The sequence below is a fragment of the Burkholderia sp. HI2761 genome (genome assembly GCF_002223355.1).
GTDB lineage: Bacteria > Pseudomonadota > Gammaproteobacteria > Burkholderiales > Burkholderiaceae > Burkholderia.
Genome location: NZ_NKFN01000004.1, coordinates 1,565,213 through 1,585,179 on the forward strand (window position 1 = coordinate 1,565,213; position 19,967 = coordinate 1,585,179).

18 protein-coding genes and 1 tRNA gene are annotated in these 19,967 nt (G+C 67.2%); 8 read left to right on the plus strand and 11 right to left on the minus strand.

Annotated features, from left to right (window positions below):
• Positions 1–116: 116 nt before the first annotated feature.
• The 4 genes from lon to tig form a co-directional block, all read right to left on the minus strand.
• On the minus strand, positions 117–2,540 hold the full coding sequence (lon, locus tag CFB46_RS14120; protein WP_006489349.1) for an endopeptidase La: 2,424 nt from the start codon (positions 2,538–2,540) through the stop codon (positions 117–119).
• Positions 2,541–2,737: 197 nt separating this feature from the next.
• A complete protein-coding gene (gene clpX / locus CFB46_RS14125) occupies positions 2,738–4,009 on the minus strand; it encodes an ATP-dependent Clp protease ATP-binding subunit ClpX (protein ID WP_027784688.1) in 1,272 nt (423 codons plus the stop codon).
• Positions 4,010–4,173: 164 nt separating this feature from the next.
• Complete coding sequence (gene clpP / locus CFB46_RS14130) at positions 4,174–4,827, minus strand: ATP-dependent Clp endopeptidase proteolytic subunit ClpP (RefSeq protein ID WP_006496351.1); 654 nt, start codon at positions 4,825–4,827, stop codon at positions 4,174–4,176.
• 140 nt (positions 4,828–4,967) lie between these two features.
• Positions 4,968–6,314, minus strand: a complete 1,347-nt coding sequence (gene tig / locus CFB46_RS14135) for a trigger factor (RefSeq protein WP_027784689.1) — start codon at positions 6,312–6,314, stop codon at positions 4,968–4,970.
• Between the two features lie 391 nt (positions 6,315–6,705).
• On the opposite strand from tig, the gene CFB46_RS14140 reads away from it, so the two are divergent.
• Positions 6,706–7,851, plus strand: a complete 1,146-nt coding sequence (locus CFB46_RS14140; RefSeq protein WP_089500301.1) for a glycerate kinase — start codon at positions 6,706–6,708, stop codon at positions 7,849–7,851.
• A gap of 62 nt (positions 7,852–7,913) precedes the next feature.
• Positions 7,914–8,363, plus strand: a complete 450-nt coding sequence (locus CFB46_RS14145; RefSeq protein WP_027784691.1) for a MarR family winged helix-turn-helix transcriptional regulator — start codon at positions 7,914–7,916, stop codon at positions 8,361–8,363.
• Between the two features lie 206 nt (positions 8,364–8,569).
• Here the strand turns inward: CFB46_RS14145 and CFB46_RS14150 are convergent, their stop codons facing one another.
• Together CFB46_RS14150 and CFB46_RS14155 are read right to left on the minus strand one after the other, a co-directional pair.
• Positions 8,570–9,568, minus strand: a complete 999-nt coding sequence (locus CFB46_RS14150; RefSeq protein ID WP_027784692.1) for a 2-dehydropantoate 2-reductase — start codon at positions 9,566–9,568, stop codon at positions 8,570–8,572.
• A gap of 105 nt (positions 9,569–9,673) precedes the next feature.
• Positions 9,674–10,825: a helix-turn-helix transcriptional regulator gene (locus CFB46_RS14155; protein ID WP_027784693.1), complete on the minus strand. Its 1,152-nt coding sequence runs from the start codon at positions 10,823–10,825 to the stop codon at positions 9,674–9,676.
• A gap of 132 nt (positions 10,826–10,957) precedes the next feature.
• Between CFB46_RS14155 and CFB46_RS35895 the strand changes: the two genes are divergently transcribed.
• From CFB46_RS35895 to CFB46_RS14175, 5 genes are all read left to right on the plus strand, one after another.
• Positions 10,958–11,131, plus strand: a complete 174-nt coding sequence (locus CFB46_RS35895) for a hypothetical protein (protein WP_179235068.1) — start codon at positions 10,958–10,960, stop codon at positions 11,129–11,131.
• Positions 11,128–12,174, plus strand: a complete 1,047-nt coding sequence (locus CFB46_RS14160; protein WP_027784694.1) for a porin — start codon at positions 11,128–11,130, stop codon at positions 12,172–12,174. Before CFB46_RS35895 ends, CFB46_RS14160 begins: the two co-directional genes overlap by 4 nt.
• Positions 12,175–12,195: 21 nt before the next feature.
• A complete protein-coding gene (locus tag CFB46_RS14165) occupies positions 12,196–13,404 on the plus strand; it encodes an MFS transporter (RefSeq protein ID WP_027784695.1) in 1,209 nt (402 codons plus the stop codon).
• Between the two features lie 14 nt (positions 13,405–13,418).
• Complete coding sequence (locus CFB46_RS14170) at positions 13,419–14,528, plus strand: class II histone deacetylase (RefSeq protein ID WP_027784696.1); 1,110 nt, start codon at positions 13,419–13,421, stop codon at positions 14,526–14,528.
• 111 nt (positions 14,529–14,639) lie between these two features.
• A complete protein-coding gene (locus tag CFB46_RS14175) occupies positions 14,640–14,870 on the plus strand; it encodes a membrane protein (RefSeq protein WP_027784697.1) in 231 nt (76 codons plus the stop codon).
• 104 nt (positions 14,871–14,974) lie between these two features.
• On the opposite strand, the gene CFB46_RS14180 is transcribed toward CFB46_RS14175, so the two are convergent.
• Entirely contained in the window at positions 14,975–15,268 is a 294-nt protein-coding gene (locus CFB46_RS14180) for a hypothetical protein (RefSeq protein ID WP_089500302.1), read from the minus strand.
• Between the two features lie 181 nt (positions 15,269–15,449).
• A tRNA-Leu gene (locus CFB46_RS14185) sits at positions 15,450–15,536 on the minus strand.
• Positions 15,537–15,782: 246 nt separating this feature from the next.
• Between CFB46_RS14185 and hpnD the strand changes: the two genes are divergently transcribed.
• Positions 15,783–16,616: a presqualene diphosphate synthase HpnD gene (hpnD, locus tag CFB46_RS14190; RefSeq protein ID WP_027784698.1), complete on the plus strand. Its 834-nt coding sequence runs from the start codon at positions 15,783–15,785 to the stop codon at positions 16,614–16,616.
• Between the two features lie 10 nt (positions 16,617–16,626).
• Here the strand turns inward: hpnD and CFB46_RS14195 are convergent, their stop codons facing one another.
• From CFB46_RS14195 to CFB46_RS14205, 3 genes are all read right to left on the minus strand, one after another.
• Complete coding sequence (locus CFB46_RS14195; protein WP_089500303.1) at positions 16,627–17,847, minus strand: DUF1501 domain-containing protein; 1,221 nt, start codon at positions 17,845–17,847, stop codon at positions 16,627–16,629.
• Between the two features lie 67 nt (positions 17,848–17,914).
• Entirely contained in the window at positions 17,915–19,417 is a 1,503-nt protein-coding gene (locus CFB46_RS14200; RefSeq protein ID WP_027784700.1) for a DUF1800 domain-containing protein, read from the minus strand.
• A gap of 134 nt (positions 19,418–19,551) precedes the next feature.
• Entirely contained in the window at positions 19,552–19,830 is a 279-nt protein-coding gene (locus tag CFB46_RS14205) for a hypothetical protein (RefSeq protein ID WP_027784701.1), read from the minus strand.
• Between the last annotated feature and the right edge of the window lie 137 nt (positions 19,831–19,967).

Sequence of the window (19,967 nt, forward strand, 5' to 3'; positions counted from 1 at the left end):
TTTTTAACGCACGCGCTCGCACGATTCCCTCGCACGATTCCGATCCACATAAAAAAACCCGCGGACACCGCCGCGGGTTTCGTGAACAACCGTCGGCCACGACGGTGCTCAGGGCCTCAGTGCTTGACGACTTCCGTCGAGCCGGCATCCTTCGCCGCCTCGCCGACCGGCGCTGCTGCCTTCGCTTCTTCTTCCGGCGGCAGCGGAGTCGGCGAACGCTCGAGCGCGAGCTCCAGCACCTTGTCGATCCAGCGGACCGGCACGATCTCGATCGCGTTCTTCACGTTGTCCGGAATGTCCGCGAGATCCTTCACGTTCTCTTCCGGAATCAGCACGAGCTTGATGCCGCCGCGGTGAGCCGCCAGCAACTTTTCCTTCAGCCCGCCGATCGGCAGCACTTCGCCACGCAACGTGATTTCGCCCGTCATCGCGACATCGGCCCGCACGGGAATACCCGTCAGCACCGACACCAGCGCGGTCGTCATCGCACCGCCGGCGGACGGACCGTCCTTCGGCGTCGCACCTTCCGGCACGTGGATGTGGATGTCCTGCTTCTCGAACGCCTCGTCCTTGATACCGAGACGACGCGAACGCGAGCGCACGACCGAACGTGCGGCCTCGACCGACTCCTTCATCACGTCGCCGAGCGAACCCGTGCGGATCACGTTGCCCTTGCCCGGCATCACCGCGGCTTCGATCGTCAGCAGATCGCCGCCGACTTCCGTCCACGCGAGGCCCGTCACCTGACCGACCTGGTTTTCCTTCGCCGCGAGGCCGAAGTCGTACTTGCGCACGCCGAGGAACGTATCGAGGTTCTCGCCATCGACCTTGATCGCGCCCGATGCCTTCTTCAGCAGCAGCATCTTCACGACCTTGCGGCAGATCTTCGACACTTCCCGCTCGAGCGAACGCACACCGGCTTCGCGCGTGTAGTAGCGGATGATGTCGCGGATCGCCTGCTCGGTGACGTCGATCTCGCCTTCCTTCAGCCCGTTGTTCTTCTTCTGCTTCGGCAGCAGGTAACGCTGCGCGATGCTGACCTTCTCGTCTTCCGTATAGCCCGACAGACGAATCACTTCCATCCGGTCGAGCAGCGGCGGCGGGATGTTCAGCGAGTTCGACGTCGCGACGAACATCACGTCCGACAGGTCGAAGTCGACTTCGATGTAGTGGTCGGCGAACGTGTGGTTCTGTTCCGGATCGAGCACTTCGAGCAGGGCCGACGACGGATCGCCGCGGAAATCCATGCCCATCTTGTCGACTTCGTCGAGCAGGAAGAGCGGATTGCGCACGCCGACCTTCGCGAGGCTTTGCAGGATCTTGCCCGGCATCGAACCGATATACGTGCGGCGGTGGCCGCGGATCTCGGCTTCGTCACGCACGCCGCCGAGCGCCATCCGGACGAACTTGCGGTTCGTCGCACGGGCGATCGACTGACCGAGCGAGGTCTTGCCGACGCCCGGAGGCCCGACGAGGCACAGGATCGGCGCCTTGACCTTGTCCACGCGCTGTTGCACCGCGAGATACTCGAGGATCCGTTCCTTGACCTTCTCGAGGCCGAAGTGATCCTCGTCGAGCACCTGCTCGGCGTTCGACAGGTCGTTGTTGACCTTGCTCTTCTTGCGCCACGGCAGGCCGATCAGCGTGTCGATGTAGTTGCGCACGACGGTGGCTTCCGCCGACATCGGCGACATCAGCTTCAGCTTCTTCAGCTCGGCGTCGGCCTTCTTCTTGGCTTCCTTCGGCATGCGCGCGGCGTTGATGCGCTTCTCGAGTTCCTCGAGATCCGCGCCTTCCTCGCCTTCGCCCAGTTCCTTCTGGATCGCCTTGACCTGCTCGTTCAGGTAGTACTCGCGCTGGCTCTTTTCCATCTGGCGCTTCACGCGCCCGCGGATGCGCTTTTCGACCTGCAGGATGTCGATCTCGGCTTCGAGTTGCGCGAGCAGGTGCTCGAGGCGCTCGATGACCGGGAACATTTCGAGGATGTGCTGCTTCTGGTCGAGCTTCAGCGGCAGGCGCTCGGCGATCATGTCGGCGAGACGGCCCGCTTCGTCGATGCCCGACAGCGACGTGAGGATCTCCGGCGGGATCTTCTTGTTCAGCTTCACGTACTGGTCGAACTGCGACACGATCGCGCGACGCAGCGCTTCCGTCTCGGCGCTGTCGGCGTGATCGGGCTCGAGCGGCATCACTTCGCAGGAGAACTGCGTCTCCTGTTCTTCGATGGACAACGCCTTCGCGCGCTGCAGGCCCTCGACGAGCACCTTCACGGTGCCGTCCGGCAGCTTCAGCATCTGCAGAATGTTGGCGATACAACCGACCTCGTACATGTCCTTTTCGGTCGGTTCGTCCTTGGCCGCGGTTTTCTGGGCGACGAGCATGATGTGCTTGCCGCCTTCCATCGCTGCTTCGAGGGCCTTGATCGATTTCGGCCGGCCCACGAAGAGCGGAATGACCATGTGCGGGAAAACGACGACGTCCCGCAGCGGCAGCAGCGGGAGCGTGATGCGTTCCGGCGGGAGAAGTTGGGTGCCTGACATTTCATTTCCCCATGAGTGGAATCAATTGTTCGGTAATTGAGGCCGCCACAACGAATTGCAAGCCTTCAAGTGCGGGAAATATTCGGTAAGAAAGTAACCACCGCGTGTCGAGTCAGAGTTACCCACAAGATAAACGAAAAAAAGCCGCCCACGGACTCATGAACGGCCTTTTTCGCTGAACATCGTCGGCAAGCCGGTCAGTTCGAACCCGCCACCTTCGGCGTGTCCTCGTAGATCAGCAAGGGCTTGCCGTCCCCATCGATGACGTTCTCGTCGATGATGACTTTGCTGACCCCTTTCATCGTCGGCAGCTCGTACATCACGTCGAGCAACGCCTGTTCGATGATCGAACGCAAACCGCGCGCGCCGGTCTTGCGGCGGATCGCCTTGCGGGCGACTGCCTGCAATGCGCCCGGCCGGATTTCCAGCTCGACGCGCTCCATCGCGAACAGCTTGTGATACTGCTTGACGAGCGCATTCTTCGGCTCGACCAGGATCTTCATCAGCGCGACTTCGTCGAGCTTGCCGAGCGTCGCGACCACCGGCAGGCGGCCGATCAATTCGGGGATCAGACCGAATTTGATCAGATCTTCCGGTTCCGTTTCGCGCAGCACTTCGCCCGCGTCGCGTTCCTGCTTGCTCTTGACCGTCGCGCCGAAGCCGATGCCGGTTTTCTCGGTACGATCGGTGATCACCTTTTCGAGACCGTCGAACGCGCCGCCGCAGATGAACAGGATGTTGGTCGTGTCGACCTGGATGAAATCCTGGTTCGGATGCTTGCGGCCGCCCTGCGGCGGCACCGACGCCATCGTGCCCTCGACGAGCTTCAGCAGCGCCTGCTGGACGCCCTCGCCCGACACGTCGCGCGTGATCGACGGGTTGTCCGACTTGCGGCTGATCTTGTCGATTTCGTCGATGTAGACGATCCCGCGCTGGGCCTTGTCGACCTCGTAGTTGCAGTTCTGCAACAGCTTCTGGATGATGTTCTCGACGTCCTCGCCGACGTAGCCGGCTTCGGTCAGCGTCGTCGCATCGGCGATCACGAACGGCACGTTGAGCAACCGCGCGAGCGTCTGCGCGAGCAGCGTCTTGCCGGAGCCCGTCGGGCCGATCAGCAGGATGTTGCTCTTCGACAGCTCGACGTCGTCCTTCTTGTCGAGATGCTTCAGGCGCTTGTAGTGGTTGTACACGGCCACCGCGAGGATCTTCTTCGCGCGCTCCTGGCCGATCACGTACTGATCGAGGATGTCGCGAATTTCCTGCGGGCTCGGCAGATCCGACCGGGACAGGCTGGCCTCGACGCCGGCGGCAGCCGCTTCGTCGCGAATGATCTCGTTGCAAAGGTCGATACATTCATCGCAGATGAACACCGACGGGCCCGCGATGAGTTTTTTCACCTCATGCTGGCTTTTCCCGCAAAACGAGCAATACAACAGCTTCTCGCTGTTCGAACCTTTTTTGTCCGCCATGAATGTAGAGCCTCCGGACAGGTAAATGACATGATACGCCGAATGCTCCGAACGCCGCGCCTAGGGCGCGACCGGAGCCGGCCGGATGCGCTTGCCGCAGAGGCTCGGGGCGTGCGGAACATAGCAGGGGCGCCGCGCGAATCGGGGCGGCACCCCACTTAAGTTTACGGGCGCTTCAGCAGCACCTGATCGATCAGCCCGTACGCCTTCGCGTCCTCGCTCGACATGAAGTTATCACGGTCGGTGTCGCGCGCGATGCGCTCGACGTCCTGGCCCGTATGCTGCGCGAGCAGGTTGTTCAACCGTTCCTTCAGGTAGAGGATCTCGCGCGCCTGGATCTCGATGTCGGATGCCTGGCCGCGCGCGCCGCCCAGCGGCTGGTGAATCATCACGCGCGAATTCGGCAGCGCGAAGCGCTTGCCCTTCGCACCCGACGCGAGCAGGAACGCGCCCATGCTGGCCGCGAGGCCCATGCACAGGGTCGACACGTCCGGCTTGATGAACTGCATCGTGTCGTAGATCGCCATCCCGGCCGACACCGAGCCGCCCGGGCTGTTGATGTAGAGGCTGATGTCCTTGTCGGGATTCTCGCTCTCGAGGAACAGCAATTGCGCGACCACGAGATTGGCGGTCTGGTCGTTCACTTCGCCGACCATGAACACCAGGCGCTCCTTCAGGAGACGCGAATAGATATCGTACGAACGCTCGCCGCGGCCGCTCGTTTCGACGACGATCGGCACCAGCCCCAGCGCTTGCGCCTCGAAACCCTGCGGCGCGTTCGAAGCAAGCATGTCCAGCAATTCAGCGCGAGTGATCATTCAATGAACCTTGTTCGAATGGAAAATTGAACGGTAGGAAGCCGCCCGCTCAATCGCCATATTAATGGCAACCGTGCGCTTGACGTAAAAACGGCGTGCGGGCCGTCGCTCCGACAGCCGGCACGCCGCTAGAGCGACACTTACGCTTGCGCCGATGCGCTCGCGAGTGCCTCGAAGCTCACTTCCTTGTCCGTCACCTTGGCCTTGCCCAGCACGAAATCGACGACGTTGCTTTCAACGACGAACGCTTCCATCTCGGCGAGGCGCTGCTGGTTGGAATAATACCAGCGGACCACTTCCTTCGGGTCTTCGTAGCTCTTCGCGAACTCGTCGACTTCCGCGCGGATCTGTTCCGGCTTCGCTTCGAGGCCGTTCGACTTCACCAGCTCGGCCAGCACGAGGCCCAGCTTCACGCGGCGCTCCGCCTGCTCGGCGAACATCTCGGCCGGGATCGGTGCGTCCTTCGCGTTCGGCACGCCGCGCTGCGCCAGGTCCTGGCGAGCCATTTCGACGAGACGTTGCTGGTCCTGCTCGATCAGCGCCTTCGGCACGTCGAGTTCGGAAATCTTCAGCAGCGCGTCCATCACCTGGTTCTTGACGATCGACTGCGTGCGGCGCTTCGCTTCGCGCTCGAGGTTTTCCTTGATCTCGGCGCGCATCTTCGTGAGGTCGCCGTCTTCGATACCGAGCGACTTCGCGAATTCGGCGTCGATTTCCGGCAGGTGCGGCCACTCGATCTTCTTCATCGTGACCGTGAACTGCGCCGTTTTGCCGGCGACGTCCTTGCCGTGGTAGTCATCCGGGAACTTGAGGTCGAACGTACGCTGTTCGCCGACCTTCAGGCCCAGCGCCGCCGTTTCGAATTCCGGCAGCATGCGGCCTTCGCCGAGCACGAACGGGAAATCTTCGGCCGTGCCGCCCTGGAACGCGACGTCGTCGATCTTGCCGACGAAGTCGACCGTCACGCGGTCGCCGTCCGTCGCCGCGGTGTCAGCACCGCCGTCGCCGTGCTCGCCGGCTTCGCCGCGTGCGTGGTAGTGCACGCGCTGCTTGCGCAGGATGTCCAGCGTGCGGTCGATTTCGGCGTCGCCGATCGACGTCGTCGAGCGTTCGACTTCAGCCGTCGCCAGATCGCCGATCTTCACTTCCGGGTAGACCTCGAACGTCGCGTCGAACGCGTACGCATCTTCGGCTTGTTCCTGCTTCGGCTCGAAGCTCGGCTGGCCGGCGACGCGCAGGTTTTCCGCGCGGCTGATCGTGAAGAATTCCTGGCCGATCTTGTCGCTCAGCACTTCCGCCTCGACCTGACCCGAGTACTGTTGCGCGACCATCTTCAGCGGCACCTTGCCCGGGCGGAAACCCGGCATGCGAACGTTCTTCGCGAGTTTCTGGATGCGGGCGTCGATTTCCTTCTGCACGGTGTCTTTCGGCAAAGAAATCGTCACGCGGCGTTCAAGCTTGCCGAGGTTCTCAACAACGTTAGCCATGGCTTCAATCGTCCTAAAATTATTCGAGCGAATCGGGTTTTCCTTGCCGTGCCTGCCTGCAGCGTGAGGTGCGTCGCACTCACACGCCGCGCCGGAGCGCCACGCCATCCCTGCACGCGCCGAATGGCTAGCGCAAGCGGCTCGGAGCACGGCTTTGGCCGGAAGAATCGACTATTCTAGCAAACAATTTTCCTCGTACCGCCAGATCGGCGCGACTCGCGTGTGTCCCGCTCCATCGACGGCCCGTCGCACGACCCTGCACGCGGATCGCCGCTATGCCGAACGGCGTATCCACCCCGGGCCCACCATCCTGTAAGCTCCGATAGCGTGTGAGCCACCTGCGTGGCCCGACTCTTCTTTCTTCACACCAATCACGCCTTCCGGAGACACCATGCCGCAACACCCGTCCGCGCCTGTCGTCGTCATCGCGCCCGATTCGTTCAAAGGCTCGCTTTCCGCCGAGCAGGTCGCGGACGCGATCGCCACCGGCATTCGCCGCGCCCGGCCCGACGCCGTGGTGCGCTGCTGCCCGATGGCCGACGGCGGCGAAGGCACGCTCGACGCGATGCTGGCGGGCGGCGGCACGCGGCGCACGCTGCGGGTGGCCGGCGCGTCGCTGGCGGCGCGCGACGCGGCGGTGGGCGTGATCGATGCGCGCACCGCGATCGTCGAGACGGCCGAGATCGTCGGCATTACCGACCCGGTCGGCATGAGCGTGCCGGTCGACGCGCGCAGCACGCGCGGAATGGGCGAGGCGATCCGCGCGCTGCTCGACGACGGCGTGCGCCGCTTCTTCGTCGCGCTCGGCGGCAGCAGCACCAACGACGCGGGCGCCGGGCTGCTCGCGGGCCTCGGCCTGCAGTGCTTCGACGCGGGCGGCCAGCCGGTCGAGCCCGTGCCGTCGCGGCTCGCCGACATTGCGCGGATCGACGCGTCGGGGCTCGATCCGCGTCTGAAGGAAACGGAATTCGTCGGCATGTCCGACGTGGACAACCCGCTGACGGGCGCGCATGGCGCCACCGCCGTGTTCGGTCCGCAAAAGGGCGTGACGGCCGCGCAGGTCGCGCTCCTCGATGCGGCCCTCGCCTGCTTCGCCGACCTGCTCGAAGCCGCGCTCGACCGCCGCGGCCGCGATCTGCCGGGCGCGGGCGCCGCGGGGGGCCTCGGTTTCGCGCTGCACATGCTCGGTGCACGCTTCGAGGCCGGTGCCGAAGTGGTGGCGCGCCAGGTCGGGCTCGACGCCGCCCTGGCCGGCGCCGATTGGCTGATCACCGGCGAAGGCCGCTCCGATGTGCAGACGCTGCACGGCAAGGCGCCGTTCATCGCGTGCCGCCACGCGCGGGCCGCCGGCGTGAGCGCATCGCTGCTGTCGGGCGCGGTCGACCCGGCCGCGCTGCCGCGCCTGTCCGAGCATTTCGCCGGCTGTTTTTCGCCGGCGCCCGGGCCGATCACGCTCGACGTCGCGATCCGCGACGCGGCCAACCTGCTCGCGAACGAAGCAGAACAGTTGACACGCCTGAAGTACGGTGCACACTGACCGTTGACCCGAGCGCGCGATACAGGAACAATCGGGCCCGCCCTTTTTCTTCAGGATTCGACATGAAAGGCCGTTCAGCCGGGCTCGATCAGTTTCTGACCTATCGCCTCCATGCGCTCACGAAGCGTTCCGACCGCGGGATCGGCGAGGTGTACCGGCACAAGCTCGACATCTCGCTGCCCGAGGCGCGCGTGATCGCCGCCGTCGGCGCGTTCGGCCCGTTCTCGATCATGGATCTCGCGCGCCACACCAATCTCGACAAGAGCCAGGCAAGCCGCGCGGCCGAAGCCCTGCTGCGTCAGGGGCTGCTAGAGCGCAGCGCGAGCGAGGAAGACGGCCGGATCGTGCTGATCGCGCTGACCCCTGACGGCCGCGCGCTGCATCGCAAGATCATGCCGATCGTGCGCAAGTGGAACGACGGCTTGCTCGCGTGCCTGTCCGACAGCGAACGTCAGACGTTCGAGCGGCTGCTCGACAAGGTCGTTGCGCACGCAGTCGAACGCGACGACTGAGCCGAATGTCGGCCTCGGCATCGCCGGTTCGCCGGTTTGCCGAGCACTGCCGGCAGCATTGATCCGAGGAATCGTACAGGTCGCCCGGGTCGCGTCACGCGCGATCCGGGCGGCCTGTCTTGCATCATGCGGCGGCATCGCGCGAAGCGCGCGGGGTCACGTTGCCGGCGTTGCCGACGGCCGCTAATTCAGCGGCCTCGTGTGCATTACAACCCGCTGTTCGCCGCGCGCTGACGCAACAATCCGAGCACCGCGTCGCAGTACGGCGTCGGCACGCCAAGCTTGCGGCCGAGTTCCGGAAACACGCCGAGGATCGGCCCGATCTCGAGCGAGCGCCCCGCCTCGAAATCCTGCAGCATCGACGTCTTGAACGCGCCGAGCTTGCGCGTGACCGCGATCCGCTCGGGGCCGCTCATCCCGGTGGACAAGCCGAGCTTCGCGCCGATCGAAGCCGCCTCCTCCATCATCCGCAGCGCGAGATCCTGCGTGAACGGATCGTCGAGCAACTGCTCGGCCGTCGACCCGGTCAATGCGCTCAGCGGGTTCATGTTCATGTTGCCCCACAGCTTCGTCCAGATCTCGGTCCGGATCGCGGGCGTCGACTCGACGTCGAAACCGCCGGCCGTGAGCGCCGCGGCGAACCGCGCCGTGGCCGTATCGAGCCGCGGATCGGGCGTGCCGACGATCAGCCGGTTGCCGCGCCCGCGGCGCACGACGCCCGGCGCGTCGGTACTCGACGACAGGTGCACGACGCAGCCGATCGCCTGCGCGGGCGGCAACGCGGCCGACACCGCACCGGCCGGATCGACCGCATCGAGCGGCACGCCGTCGAGCGCCCCTTCGAGCCCGTGCGTGAACCACCACGGCAGCCCGTTCATCGCCGCGACGATCACCGTATCCGGCCCGACCAGCGGCGCAATGCGCGCGGCCAGCGCCGGCAGCGCCTGCGCCTTCAGCGCGATCACCACGTAGTCCTGCACACCGAGCGCGGCCGCATCGTCGCTCGCGCGCACCGGCACCGACGCGGTTGCGCCCGCCTCGTCGATCACGCGCACGCCGTGCGTATTCAGCGCATCGAGCGTCGCACCGCGTGCGTATGCGCTCACGGTCATGCCGGCTTTCGACAACGCGGCCGCGAGCAATCCGCCGATCGCGCCGACCCCGACCACCGCCGCGCGCACCGACCCTGAATTCGTGTCGTTCATGATGAAATTCCGTCTCCCGGGAGCTGACGAGCATAACGCTCAATGGTTGCGGGCACAACCTTTCAGGCGGCGTACCGCGGATCGTGCGGTACGCGCTCGTGCCTCTCAGCGCGGCATGCCGCCCGCTTCCACCGCTTCGTCGTCGATCGCGCCGCTGCTCGCGCCGAGCACGCCGGCGATCTGGCTCTTGTCGTGCATGCCGAGCTTGCGGTACGCGCAGCGCAGATAGTGGCGCACGGTCGTCGGCGAGATCGCCATCTGCTGCGCGACTTCCTTGTGCGAACGGCCGGTGCCGTAATAGCGGATCGCCGCGAGCTCGCGCGGGCTCAGCCGGTCGAGCAGCGAGCGCGGCCGCGCCTCGATCTGGAACAGCCCCGCGACGGGCACGCACTGGATGCGCAGTGCGTCGCCGACGAACGGCCGGCCCGGCTGGCGCCGCAGGTGCGCGACGAGCGGCTCCGGCACGCGTGCACCGACCCAGGCCGGCCATTCGGTGCGCAGCACGTCGTCGAAACCGTGATCGGCATGGTGCAGCACACCGAAGTTGTCGCACAGCGCACGCGCCGCCGGCGCGACCGTGTCGGCGCGCTCGCGTTCGCGCGTGAGCTGCGCGGCGCGATTGATCGTCAAGGCGGCCGCGAGATGCGGAATGACTTCCTCGAAACGATGCGCGTCGTCGTCGCTGAACGGCCGGTTCAGGCCCTGACGGTAGATCGACACGAACGTCGTCAGGCCGAAGCGGCGATCGAGCGTACACACAAACATCAGTTGCGCGAGCCCGTACTTCACGCACCAGTCGCGAAACCGCCCATCGAGCCCCGGCTCGACGACCGACAGCCGCACCGCGCGGCCGTGCGCGCCGTGCAACGTGCGGTGCGCGAGCGGGTCGCAATCGCGCACGCGCTTCCAGTCGGTGAAGAACGCGTGCGGCAACCGGTACAAAAAGCTGTTGTGCATCACCGGGCCGGTCGGCACATGGGTCGCGACGCCCGTCCACGCGGCATCGAACGGAACGAGCGCCTGCAGCAGCGAAAAGAACCGGTATTCGAATTCGCCGATGGCGGACTGCGCGGCCACCGCGTACAGGTCGAGCAGCATCAGCCCGAGTGCGCGCTGCGCTGCGTCGCCGCGCGTGACGCCATCGAAATCGGCACGCCGGGACGGCAGCGGCGGCCACGCGCGTTCGTCGAGCACGATGGCGGCCGGCACGTCGCGCAGCGCGTCGAGATCCTGCCCGATATCCGTCGTGATCCTCACCTTCCGCTCTCCTGTCCGGTCGGGCTGCTGATGTGCGCAACGACACCGGCCGATTATAGCGAGCGACTTTTTTGGCGGGCCACGACGCCGGAACGCTCGCCAGCCCCATCCATTTGAACGGTACATCGCACGTTGCTGCTGCGCAGCACGGCGCGCGGCGGCATCGCGCGGCGTTCACGCCGCGCACCGCGGGTTTTCCGCACCGTTCATCTGGACGACTGTTCGACGGTTTTCCCGCTGCGGACACTGCGTCGCGATGACACCAACGACGCACCGATGCAGGAAGGTATGGAGAACCCCACGTGACGAGACCCCACTTCATCCGCACGGCCGCGGCCGCCGCGACGCTTGCCGTGTGCGGTGCCGCCGCGCATGCGCAGTCCACCCTCACGCTGTACGGCGCGCTCGACGCCGGCGTGCAATACCTGACGCACGCCGACGGGCACCATTCGGCCGTGCAGTTGCAGAACTACGGCATCCTGCCTTCGCAGTTCGGGATCAAGGGCCGTGAGGATCTCGGCGGCGGGTGGCGGGCGCTGTTCAAGCTCGAACAGGGCTTCAACGTCAACGACGGCGCCCCGACCGTGCGCGGCTACGCGTTCTTCCGCGGTGCATACGTGGGCATCGCTGGGCCGGTGGGCACCGTCACGCTCGGCCGCCAGTTCAGCGTGCTGTTCGACAAGACACTGTTCTACGACCCGCTCTGGTATGGGTCGTACAGCGGCCAGGGCGTGCTCGTGCCGATGAACGCGAACTTCATCGACCACTCGGTCAAATACCAGTCGCCGACGTTCGCCGGCTTCGACGTCGAAGCGCTCGCCGCGACCTCCGGCGTCGCGGGCAATACGCGCGCCGGGCGCGTGCTCGAGCTCGGCGGCCAGTACACGAGCAACGGCCTGTCGGCGAGCGCGGTGCTGCATCAGGCGCACGGCGACGTATCGGCGGCGGCCGATGCGTCCGCGCGGCGCCGCGAACTCGGCACGCTCGCCGCACGTTATGCGTTCGCCACGCTGCCGCTCACCGTGTATGCGGGCGTCGAACGCCTGACCGGCGACCTCGACGCGGCCCGCACGATCGTCTGGGGCGGTGCGCGCTACCTGACGTCGAGCGGGATCGGCCTGAACGCGGGCGTCTACCACACCGATTCGCGCACGCCGGCGATCGGCCACCCGACGCTGTTCATCGCGAGCACCACGTACGCGCTGTCCAAACGCACCGTCGCATACGTGAACCTCGGCTATGCGCGCAACAGCGGCCAGAGCTCGCAGACCGTCTACGAATACGACCCGACGCCGCTCGCCGGTGCGTCGCAGTTCGGCGCGATGGTCGGCATGTACCACCTGTTCTGATTCCCCCAACGAGATCCCGCCATGAAAACCCTCTCCCCCGATGCCGCCCTCCCGCCCGACGGCCGCGCGTCGACGTTCGCGCGCTCGACGCTCGTCGCGCTCGTCGTGTTCGCGGCCATCACGCCGCTGTTGCTGCTCGTGGCGCCCGCCGTCGCCGGTCAGCTCGCCACGCAGCTCGGCTTGTCCGCGTCGCAGATCGGCACCTACTTCTTCGTCGAACTCGGCGCGTTCAGCCTCGCGACCGTGCCGTCGTACCTGTGGCTCGGACGAGTCGACGCACGCCGCGTAGCGGCGTTCGCCGTCGCGCTGTTCGGCGCTGGCAACCTGCTGACTGCGCTGTGGATGCCGGGGTTTGCCGCGCTGCTCGCGCTGCGCGCCATCACCGCGCTCGGCGGCGGCTCGCTGATGGTGCTCTGCATGACGAGCGCGGCGACGAGCAGGAACAGCGACCGCGTGTACGGCCTGTGGGTCGTCGGCCAGTTGATCGCGGGCGCGATCGGCCTGTTCGTGCTGCCGCACGTGTTCGCCGCGTTCGGGCTGCGCGCGCTGTACATCGCGCTCGCCGTGCTCGCGCTGCTCGCGGCGCCGCTGTCGCGCGGCTTTCCGTCGTCGCTCGGCACGCGGACGGCATCCGCATATACGGCGCGCGGCGACGCGCCGCCGACGCCGCGCCGCTTCGTCGTGCTCGCCATCGGCGCGGTGCTGACGTTCTATCTCGCGATCGGCAGCGTATGGACGTTCGCGAGCCGCGCGGCGGCCGAGGCCGGGCTCGATCCGCAGTCGACCGGCAACGTGCTCGCAATCGCGAGCGTGATGGGGATCGCCGGCGCGGCGCTCGCGTCGTGCGCGGGCGGCCGGCTCGCGCGGCGCGCGATGCTGGCGGCGGGCTACGCGCTGCTCGCGGCGTCGCTCGTCGCGCTCGCCGCGATGCGTGACACCGGCGGCTACAGCGCGGCGATCTTCGCGTTCAAGTTCGCGTGGACCTTCGTGCTGCCGTTCGTTCTCGCGACGGTCGCGCAGATCGACACGTCGGGCCGCCTCGTCGCGACACTGAACTTCGTGATCGGCGCGGCGCTCGCCGCCGGCCCGCTGCTGGCCGGGCTGATGCTCGACGCCGGCGGCACGATGCGCGCGCTGTTCGCGGCCGCGACGGCCGTCGCGATCGTGTCGTTCGCCGCGCTGCGCCACATCGATCGCCGCGCGCGCCCTTCCGTTTCCTCCCAACCGTGACAGGTCACGCATCCATGAATCGCACTGCCTTTTTCACCGACGAACGCACTTTCTGGCATACCGGCGGCACGCACGCGTTGTTCTTCCCGGTCGGCGGCTGGGTCCAGCCCCCGTCGAGCGCGGGCTACGCGGAATCGCCCGATTCGAAGCGCCGCTTCCTGTCGCTCGTGCAGGCGTCGGGCCTGGCCGCGCGGCTCGACCTGCACGGCGCCGAACCCGCGACCACCACCGACCTGCTGCGCATTCATCCGGCGCACTATCTCGACGCGTTCCGCGCGCTGAGCGACGCGAACGGCGGCGACCTCGGCGATCTCGCGCCATTCGGCAAGGGCAGCTACGAGATCGCCGCGCTGTCGGCCGGTCTCGCGATCGCGGCGGTCGATGCGGTCGTCGGCGAGCGCGCGGCGAATGCGTTCTCGCTGTCGCGGCCGCCCGGCCATCACTGCCTGCGCGACCGCCCGATGGGCTTCTGCATGCTCGCGAACATCCCGATCGCGATCGAGGCTGCCCGCGCGAAGTACGGCATCGAGCGCGTCGCGGTGATCGACTGGGACGTGCATCACGGCAACGGCACGCAGTCGATCTACTACGACGATCCGGATACGCTGACGATCTCGCTGCACCAGGACCGCTGCTTCCCGCCCGGCTACAGCGGCGCGGACGATCGCGGCGAAGGCGCCGGCGTCGGCGCGAACCTGAACGTGCCGCTGCTCGCGGGCAGCGGCGACGACGCATACCGGTATGCGTTCGAGCGGATCGTGCTGCCGGCGCTGGCGCGTTTCCGCCCCGAGCTGATCGTCATCGCGAGCGGCCTCGACGCGAGCGCGGTCGATCCGCTCGCGCGCATGCAGTTGCATACCGACAGCTACCGGTTCATGACCCGTGCGGTGAAAGAAGCCGCACAACGCCATTGCGGCGGGCGGCTCGTGATCGTTCACGAAGGCGGCTATTCGGAGGCGTACGTACCGTTCTGCGGGCTGGCGATCGTCGAGGAACTGGCCGGCGTGCGCACCGAGGTCGCCGATCCGATGCTCGACCTGGCGATCGCGCAGCAGCCGGGCGAGCGGTTCGTCGCGTTCCAGCGCGAGCTGCTCGACGAACTGGCCGTGTCGTTCGGGTTGTAACGCGCGCTGACAAACGATACCGGGCCGGCATGCGCCGGCCCTTGCGCGATCGGTACGGATGGGGTTTCCTGTGTCTTTACCCCTGTTCCGGCCCGAGGCCGCACTTTTCCGATGAAATCGTCCCCGCGCGATAACAACGACACCGCCAAAACGCGCCGCCAGCCGTCGAAGCTGGCCCTGAACATCGCCGCCGTGACGGTCGGCCTCATCACGTTCGCGATCGGCGCGGCGTGGGTGATCTATAGCTGGATCGTCGATCGCGAAGCGCAGTATTTCGCGATTCCGCTGGTGTTCTCGGTGCCGGTGATCGTGGCCGTCGCGATTCGCAGCTTCTGGGAATAGGCGTGCCGGAAACGACGAAGCGCCGCGGTCGAGCGACGCGAGGCGCTTCGTATCGCGCTCGTTTCAACCGAAGCGGTACGCTCCGCGATCCGCGTGCCAGCGAGTCACAGGCCGGGACGCGGGCACGGATTGGGGGCTGCGCCCTGATATCCGCCGGCGACGGCACCTAGCGCGGCGCCCGCCAGCGACGTGCCGAGCGCTTTCAACACACCCTCCGTCGACAGCGGCTCGCCGCTCGACATCACACGCCCCGAGTACGCGGAGCATGCGGACGACGATGCAACCGTCTTCACGGGTGTGGCGCTCCACGCGACGTTGTCGGCAGGCGTATTGGCGAAGGCCGGCGCGGCCAGCAGCAGCGCGAGAACGGAAATCGGGATGCGTACGGTGTGTTTCATCGGCGGCCCCTTGTGTCGTTGTACTGCTTGTACGAAAAGTGGCCACGATATTACACGCGGCCGGCTTGTCGGACGAGGCCGGATGCCGGGCGACGAAACCGGCGTCAATAAAAAAGCGCTGCGGTCAGCCGACCGGCAGCGCTTTTTCGCGAACGCCCCCGACGGGGACACGTTCGACTTCTGGTGCGTGAGGCCGGACTCGAACCGGCACACCCTTGCGGGCGTCAGGACCTAAACCTGGTGCGTCTACCAATTTCGCCACTCACGCGCATTTCCGTCGCCTGACCGCACGGGACGCAAGATGCGTGCTCCACGCGCCCGGGACCGCTCGGGACACGTCAGCCAGCCCGAAAACCGGCACGCCCGATCAGGCGAGCGCGAGATTCTACCCGATCCGTGCGGCCTTGTCTCGCCCCGCCGGCGCCCGTCGTGCCGCGGTGCTAGAATGCCGCGCTCGACGTTTCGGCAGCGCGCCGCCGCGCGTCCCCCGAACCCGCCCCACCCGATTGAGCCCGTGAACTTCGACGACTACTGTCAGCAAAAGGCCGCCCCCGCAGGTTCCAGCGTCTACTACGCGCTGCGCCAGGCGCCGCTCGCCACGCAGCCGCGCCTGACCGCGCTGTTCGCGCTGCGCCGCGAACTCGAGGAAACCGTCAAGGAAACCAGCGATCCGACCATCGGGCACACGAAGCTCGCGTGGTGGCACAAGGAACTCGCGGCGCTGGCCGACGGACAACCGTCGCACCCCGTCACGAAGGCGCTCGCACAGCATCACCCGGCGATCGCCGTCGAGGCCGATGCGCTGCGCACGCTCGTCAACGGTTACGGGATGGACCTCGAACAGGCGCGCTACCTCGATTTCGCGAACCTGCAGCGCTATATCGCGCAGGTCGGCGGCACCTTCGCGTCGCTGGTCGCCCGCGCCAGTTCGGCGAACCCGGCCGCCCCGCAACCGTGGGCCGCGGACGTCGGCCGCGCGCTGATGCTCGCGCAATTCGTGCAGGAACTCGGCAACGACGCGCGCCACGGCCGCATCTATCTGCCGATCGACGAACTGCAGCGCTACGACGTGACCGCGGCCGATCTGCTGAACCGCCGCTACAGCCCGGCATTCACCGAATTGCTGCAATTCCAGACGACCCGCGCGCGCGACGCGCTCGCGGCAGCCGATGCGGCGATTCCCGCCGCCGAACGCCGCGCGCAGCGCACGCTGCGCGCGCAGATCGCGCTGGCCGGCGCGCTGCTCGACGAAATCGCGCGCGACGGCTACCAGGTGCTGCACCAGCGCATCGCGCTGACGCCGATCCGCAAGCTGTGGATCGCGTGGCGCGCCGCGCGCCGCCGTTAAGCGGCGCGCATCACGCCTTCAGCAGCGGCAGCGTGTCGAAACGCTGCTGCAGCACGCGCGTCGCGTCGAGCCCCCACCACGGCCCGAGCACGGTCGCGTAAAGCTGGCGGAAATCGACCGCGACCGGCAGGTTGCCGTTGCCGTCGAGCCGCCCGAGCGCCGGCGGCGCACCGTACAGCCCGCCCGCCACGCGGCCGCCCATCACGAAATGCGGGGCGGCCGTGCCGTGATCGGTGCCGTTGCTCTGGTTCTCGCGCACGCGCCGCCCGAATTCCGCATACGTCATCACGAGCGTCTCGTTCCAGCGCCCCAGTTCGATCAGCGCTGCGCGCATCGCGCTCATCCCTTCCGCGAACTGCTTGAGCAGCGCGGCGTGCTGCCCCGGCTGGTTCTGATGCGTGTCGAAGCCGTTGAGCGTCAGGCGCAGCACCGCGACACCGTCCTGCGCGCCGGGCCCGGACGCTTCGCACGCGGCCAGCACCTGCATCGCGGTCTTCACCGACGTGCCGAACGCACCGGCCGGAAACGCCGTCCTGAATTCCCGCATGCCGCCGCGCGGGCGCAGCCGGTCGGCCGCCTTCACGATGTCGTTCTCGACGTCGATGATGTGCGCGAGCGCCGGGTTCTGCTCGCGCAGCGACGACGGCTCGGCGAGCCGGGCCGCACGGATGAACTGCGCGGGATTGACGAGCGCGATCGCGCGCGCGCCATTCGACAGCGGCCCCATCTCGGCGCTGCCGAGCACGACGCCGTCCGCCGCGAAACCGGGCGGCACGGGCGCCTGCGCGAACGTGCGCGTGAGCCAGCGTTCGTGCAGGTACTGATCCGAGCGCGATGCGGTGTCCCAGATCTCGATCGAGCGGAAATGCGACAGGTTCGGCTGCGGATAGCCGACACCCTGCACGACCGCGACCTGCCCGTCGCGCCACAGCGGCATCAGCGGCGCGAGCGACGGGTGCAGCCCCGTCTGCGCGTCGAGCTGCAGCACCTGCTCGCGCTTGATGCCGATGCCGCGCCGGAACGAGTAGTACAGCGGGTCCGCGTACGGCACCACCGTGTTGAGGCCGTCGTTGCCGCCCTTCAGCTCGACGAGGATCAGCACGTTCGCATACCCGGCCGCCGGCTTTCGCCCGGCCTGCGGCGCGGCGGCCGCCATCGCGGGCGCCTGCCACATCGACACGCCGGCCGCCGCCGCGGCGCCCGTCAGCGTCAGAAAATCACGTCGGTTCATCGCACGTCCTTTGGTTCGCCGCCCGGCGCCTTTGCCGCGGCGGCCGCCCGCTTCGTCGTTGTTCGGATCATTTCAGTTGATAGGCCGGATCCATCAGCAGCGCCTCGAGATACGCGCTGCCGGTCGAATCCGTGTCGATCGCCGCGACCGGCGAGAGTTGCAGCACCGCGTGCTGCAACTGCAGCTCGGTCGATAACCCCGCGATCGCCTGCGGCCGCGCACGATACTGGGCGAGCCAGCGCTCGAGGTCGAAACGCAAGCCGCCGCGCGCCGGCTTCGCGGGCATGCCGCGCTGGCCGGCGGCGGACGCCGCGCTGGCCACCGGCATCGCATGCGCATGCGCGTTCGGCGACGGCGGAATCCCACGGGCCGGCGGGCGCATGCCGGCCGTCTCGGTCGCGCGGAACAACTGCTCGACGAACTGCTTGCGCGACAGCAGCGTGGTGCTGTTGATCCACAGCGCGCCGCCCGGCCAGCCCTTCACGTTCGGCGGATAGAACAGGTTCTGTCCGAGCGTGCGCACGGTGTTCGCGAGCATCTGCGGATCGCCGTACGCCACGTCGAACAGTCGCACCGACCCGACCACGAATTCCGCCGGCGACTTGACCAGCACGCCGCGGTTGCGCGGATCCCAGAACGCGTCGGTCGACCACAGCGCGGCGAGCGCCGCGCGAATATCGTAGCCGCTCGCGCGAAACCGCTCGGCCACCGCGTCGAGCGCACGCGGCTCCGGCGTATCGGACACGAACTCGCGCCACAGCTTGCCGGCGATGAAGCGCGCGGTGCCCGGCCGCTTCAGCAGGATGTCGAGAAAGCCGTCGCCGTCGAACGGCCCGGTTTCGCCGAGGATCGTCTTGTCGCCGGCATCGTGCCATTCGGGCCGCACCGCGAAGCGCAGCGTGTCGGGATCGACCGTCCAGCCCGTCATCGCGCGCGCGGCCTCGGTCACGTCGTATTGCGTGTAATGCCCTTCGCCGAGCGTGAACAGCTCCATCACCTCGCGCGCGAAATTCTCGTTCGGACGACCCTTGCGATTGCTCGCGCCGTCGAGATACTGCAGCATCGCCGGATCCTTCGCGACCGCGTGCAGCAGCGTGCCGAAGTTGCCGAGCGCCTCGCGGCGAAACAGCGCGTTCTGCGCGGCCATCGTCTGCGGATAAGACACCTTGTCCTGCCCGGACGTGAAATGCCCGTGCCAGAACAGCGTCATGCGCTCGGTGAGCGGCGACGGCGTCGCGACCATCTCGTTGACCCAGGCCGCACGCAACGTGTCGTAGCGGCGATTGCGCTCGCGCTGCTCGTCGCGCCGCATCTCGGGCGTCAGTGCCTGGCGCTGCGCACGCGTCGGCGGCGGCTCGGCGAGCCAGTCGGGCCACGTCGTGACGGGTTCGCGTCGCGCGCTGCCGAGCGTATCGGCCACGACCTGCGCACGCGTCATGCCGACGATGCGCGCGACCTCGGCGGGAGCGGGAGAGAAACCGGTGCGACTGAGGAAAAACAGCGCGTCGTCGGCATCGAGCGGCGACTGCATGGCAGGCGACGGCGCCGGTGCGGCAGCGTTCGCTTTCATCGTCATGGACTCCCGGAACGCACCGGCGGTGCGGATGCCCGTACAACGGCATTCGGCAGCCGAAAGTTGACGGAAAAAGTGCTACGAATTCTTTCCGCGCGGAGATTTCCGCGCAAGGCGAACGACGGCACGGATCAGCGCTTGTACAACTCGCGAACGGCGTCTTCGATGTGCTGGCGCAACAGGTGTCGCTCTTCGGGCGTCATGTGCCCGTCGCGACGGCGCTGTTCGAGATCGGGAGGCACGGCGGAACGGACCGTCATGTCGGCGGCGCGATCGGGCTGCGGCGCCTTGCCGCGCGGCAGCTTGCGCGACGATGCGCCCTGCTCGGGGCGCTGCGCATAGGCGGGGTTCGACGCATACGGACCGGCAAGTGCGATCGTCAGCATCAGTGCAATCCGGGCAGATCGCATGACCGTCCTCGCTTCTTTGGTCGATTTGTTCCCTTCGTCACGCGGCAACCGGCTACCTCTGGTACTTGAAAAACCCTGCGGAATTCGGGTGTGCAAAGATGAAAGATGGAGTGCTGGGGAGTATCTAACGAATTTCG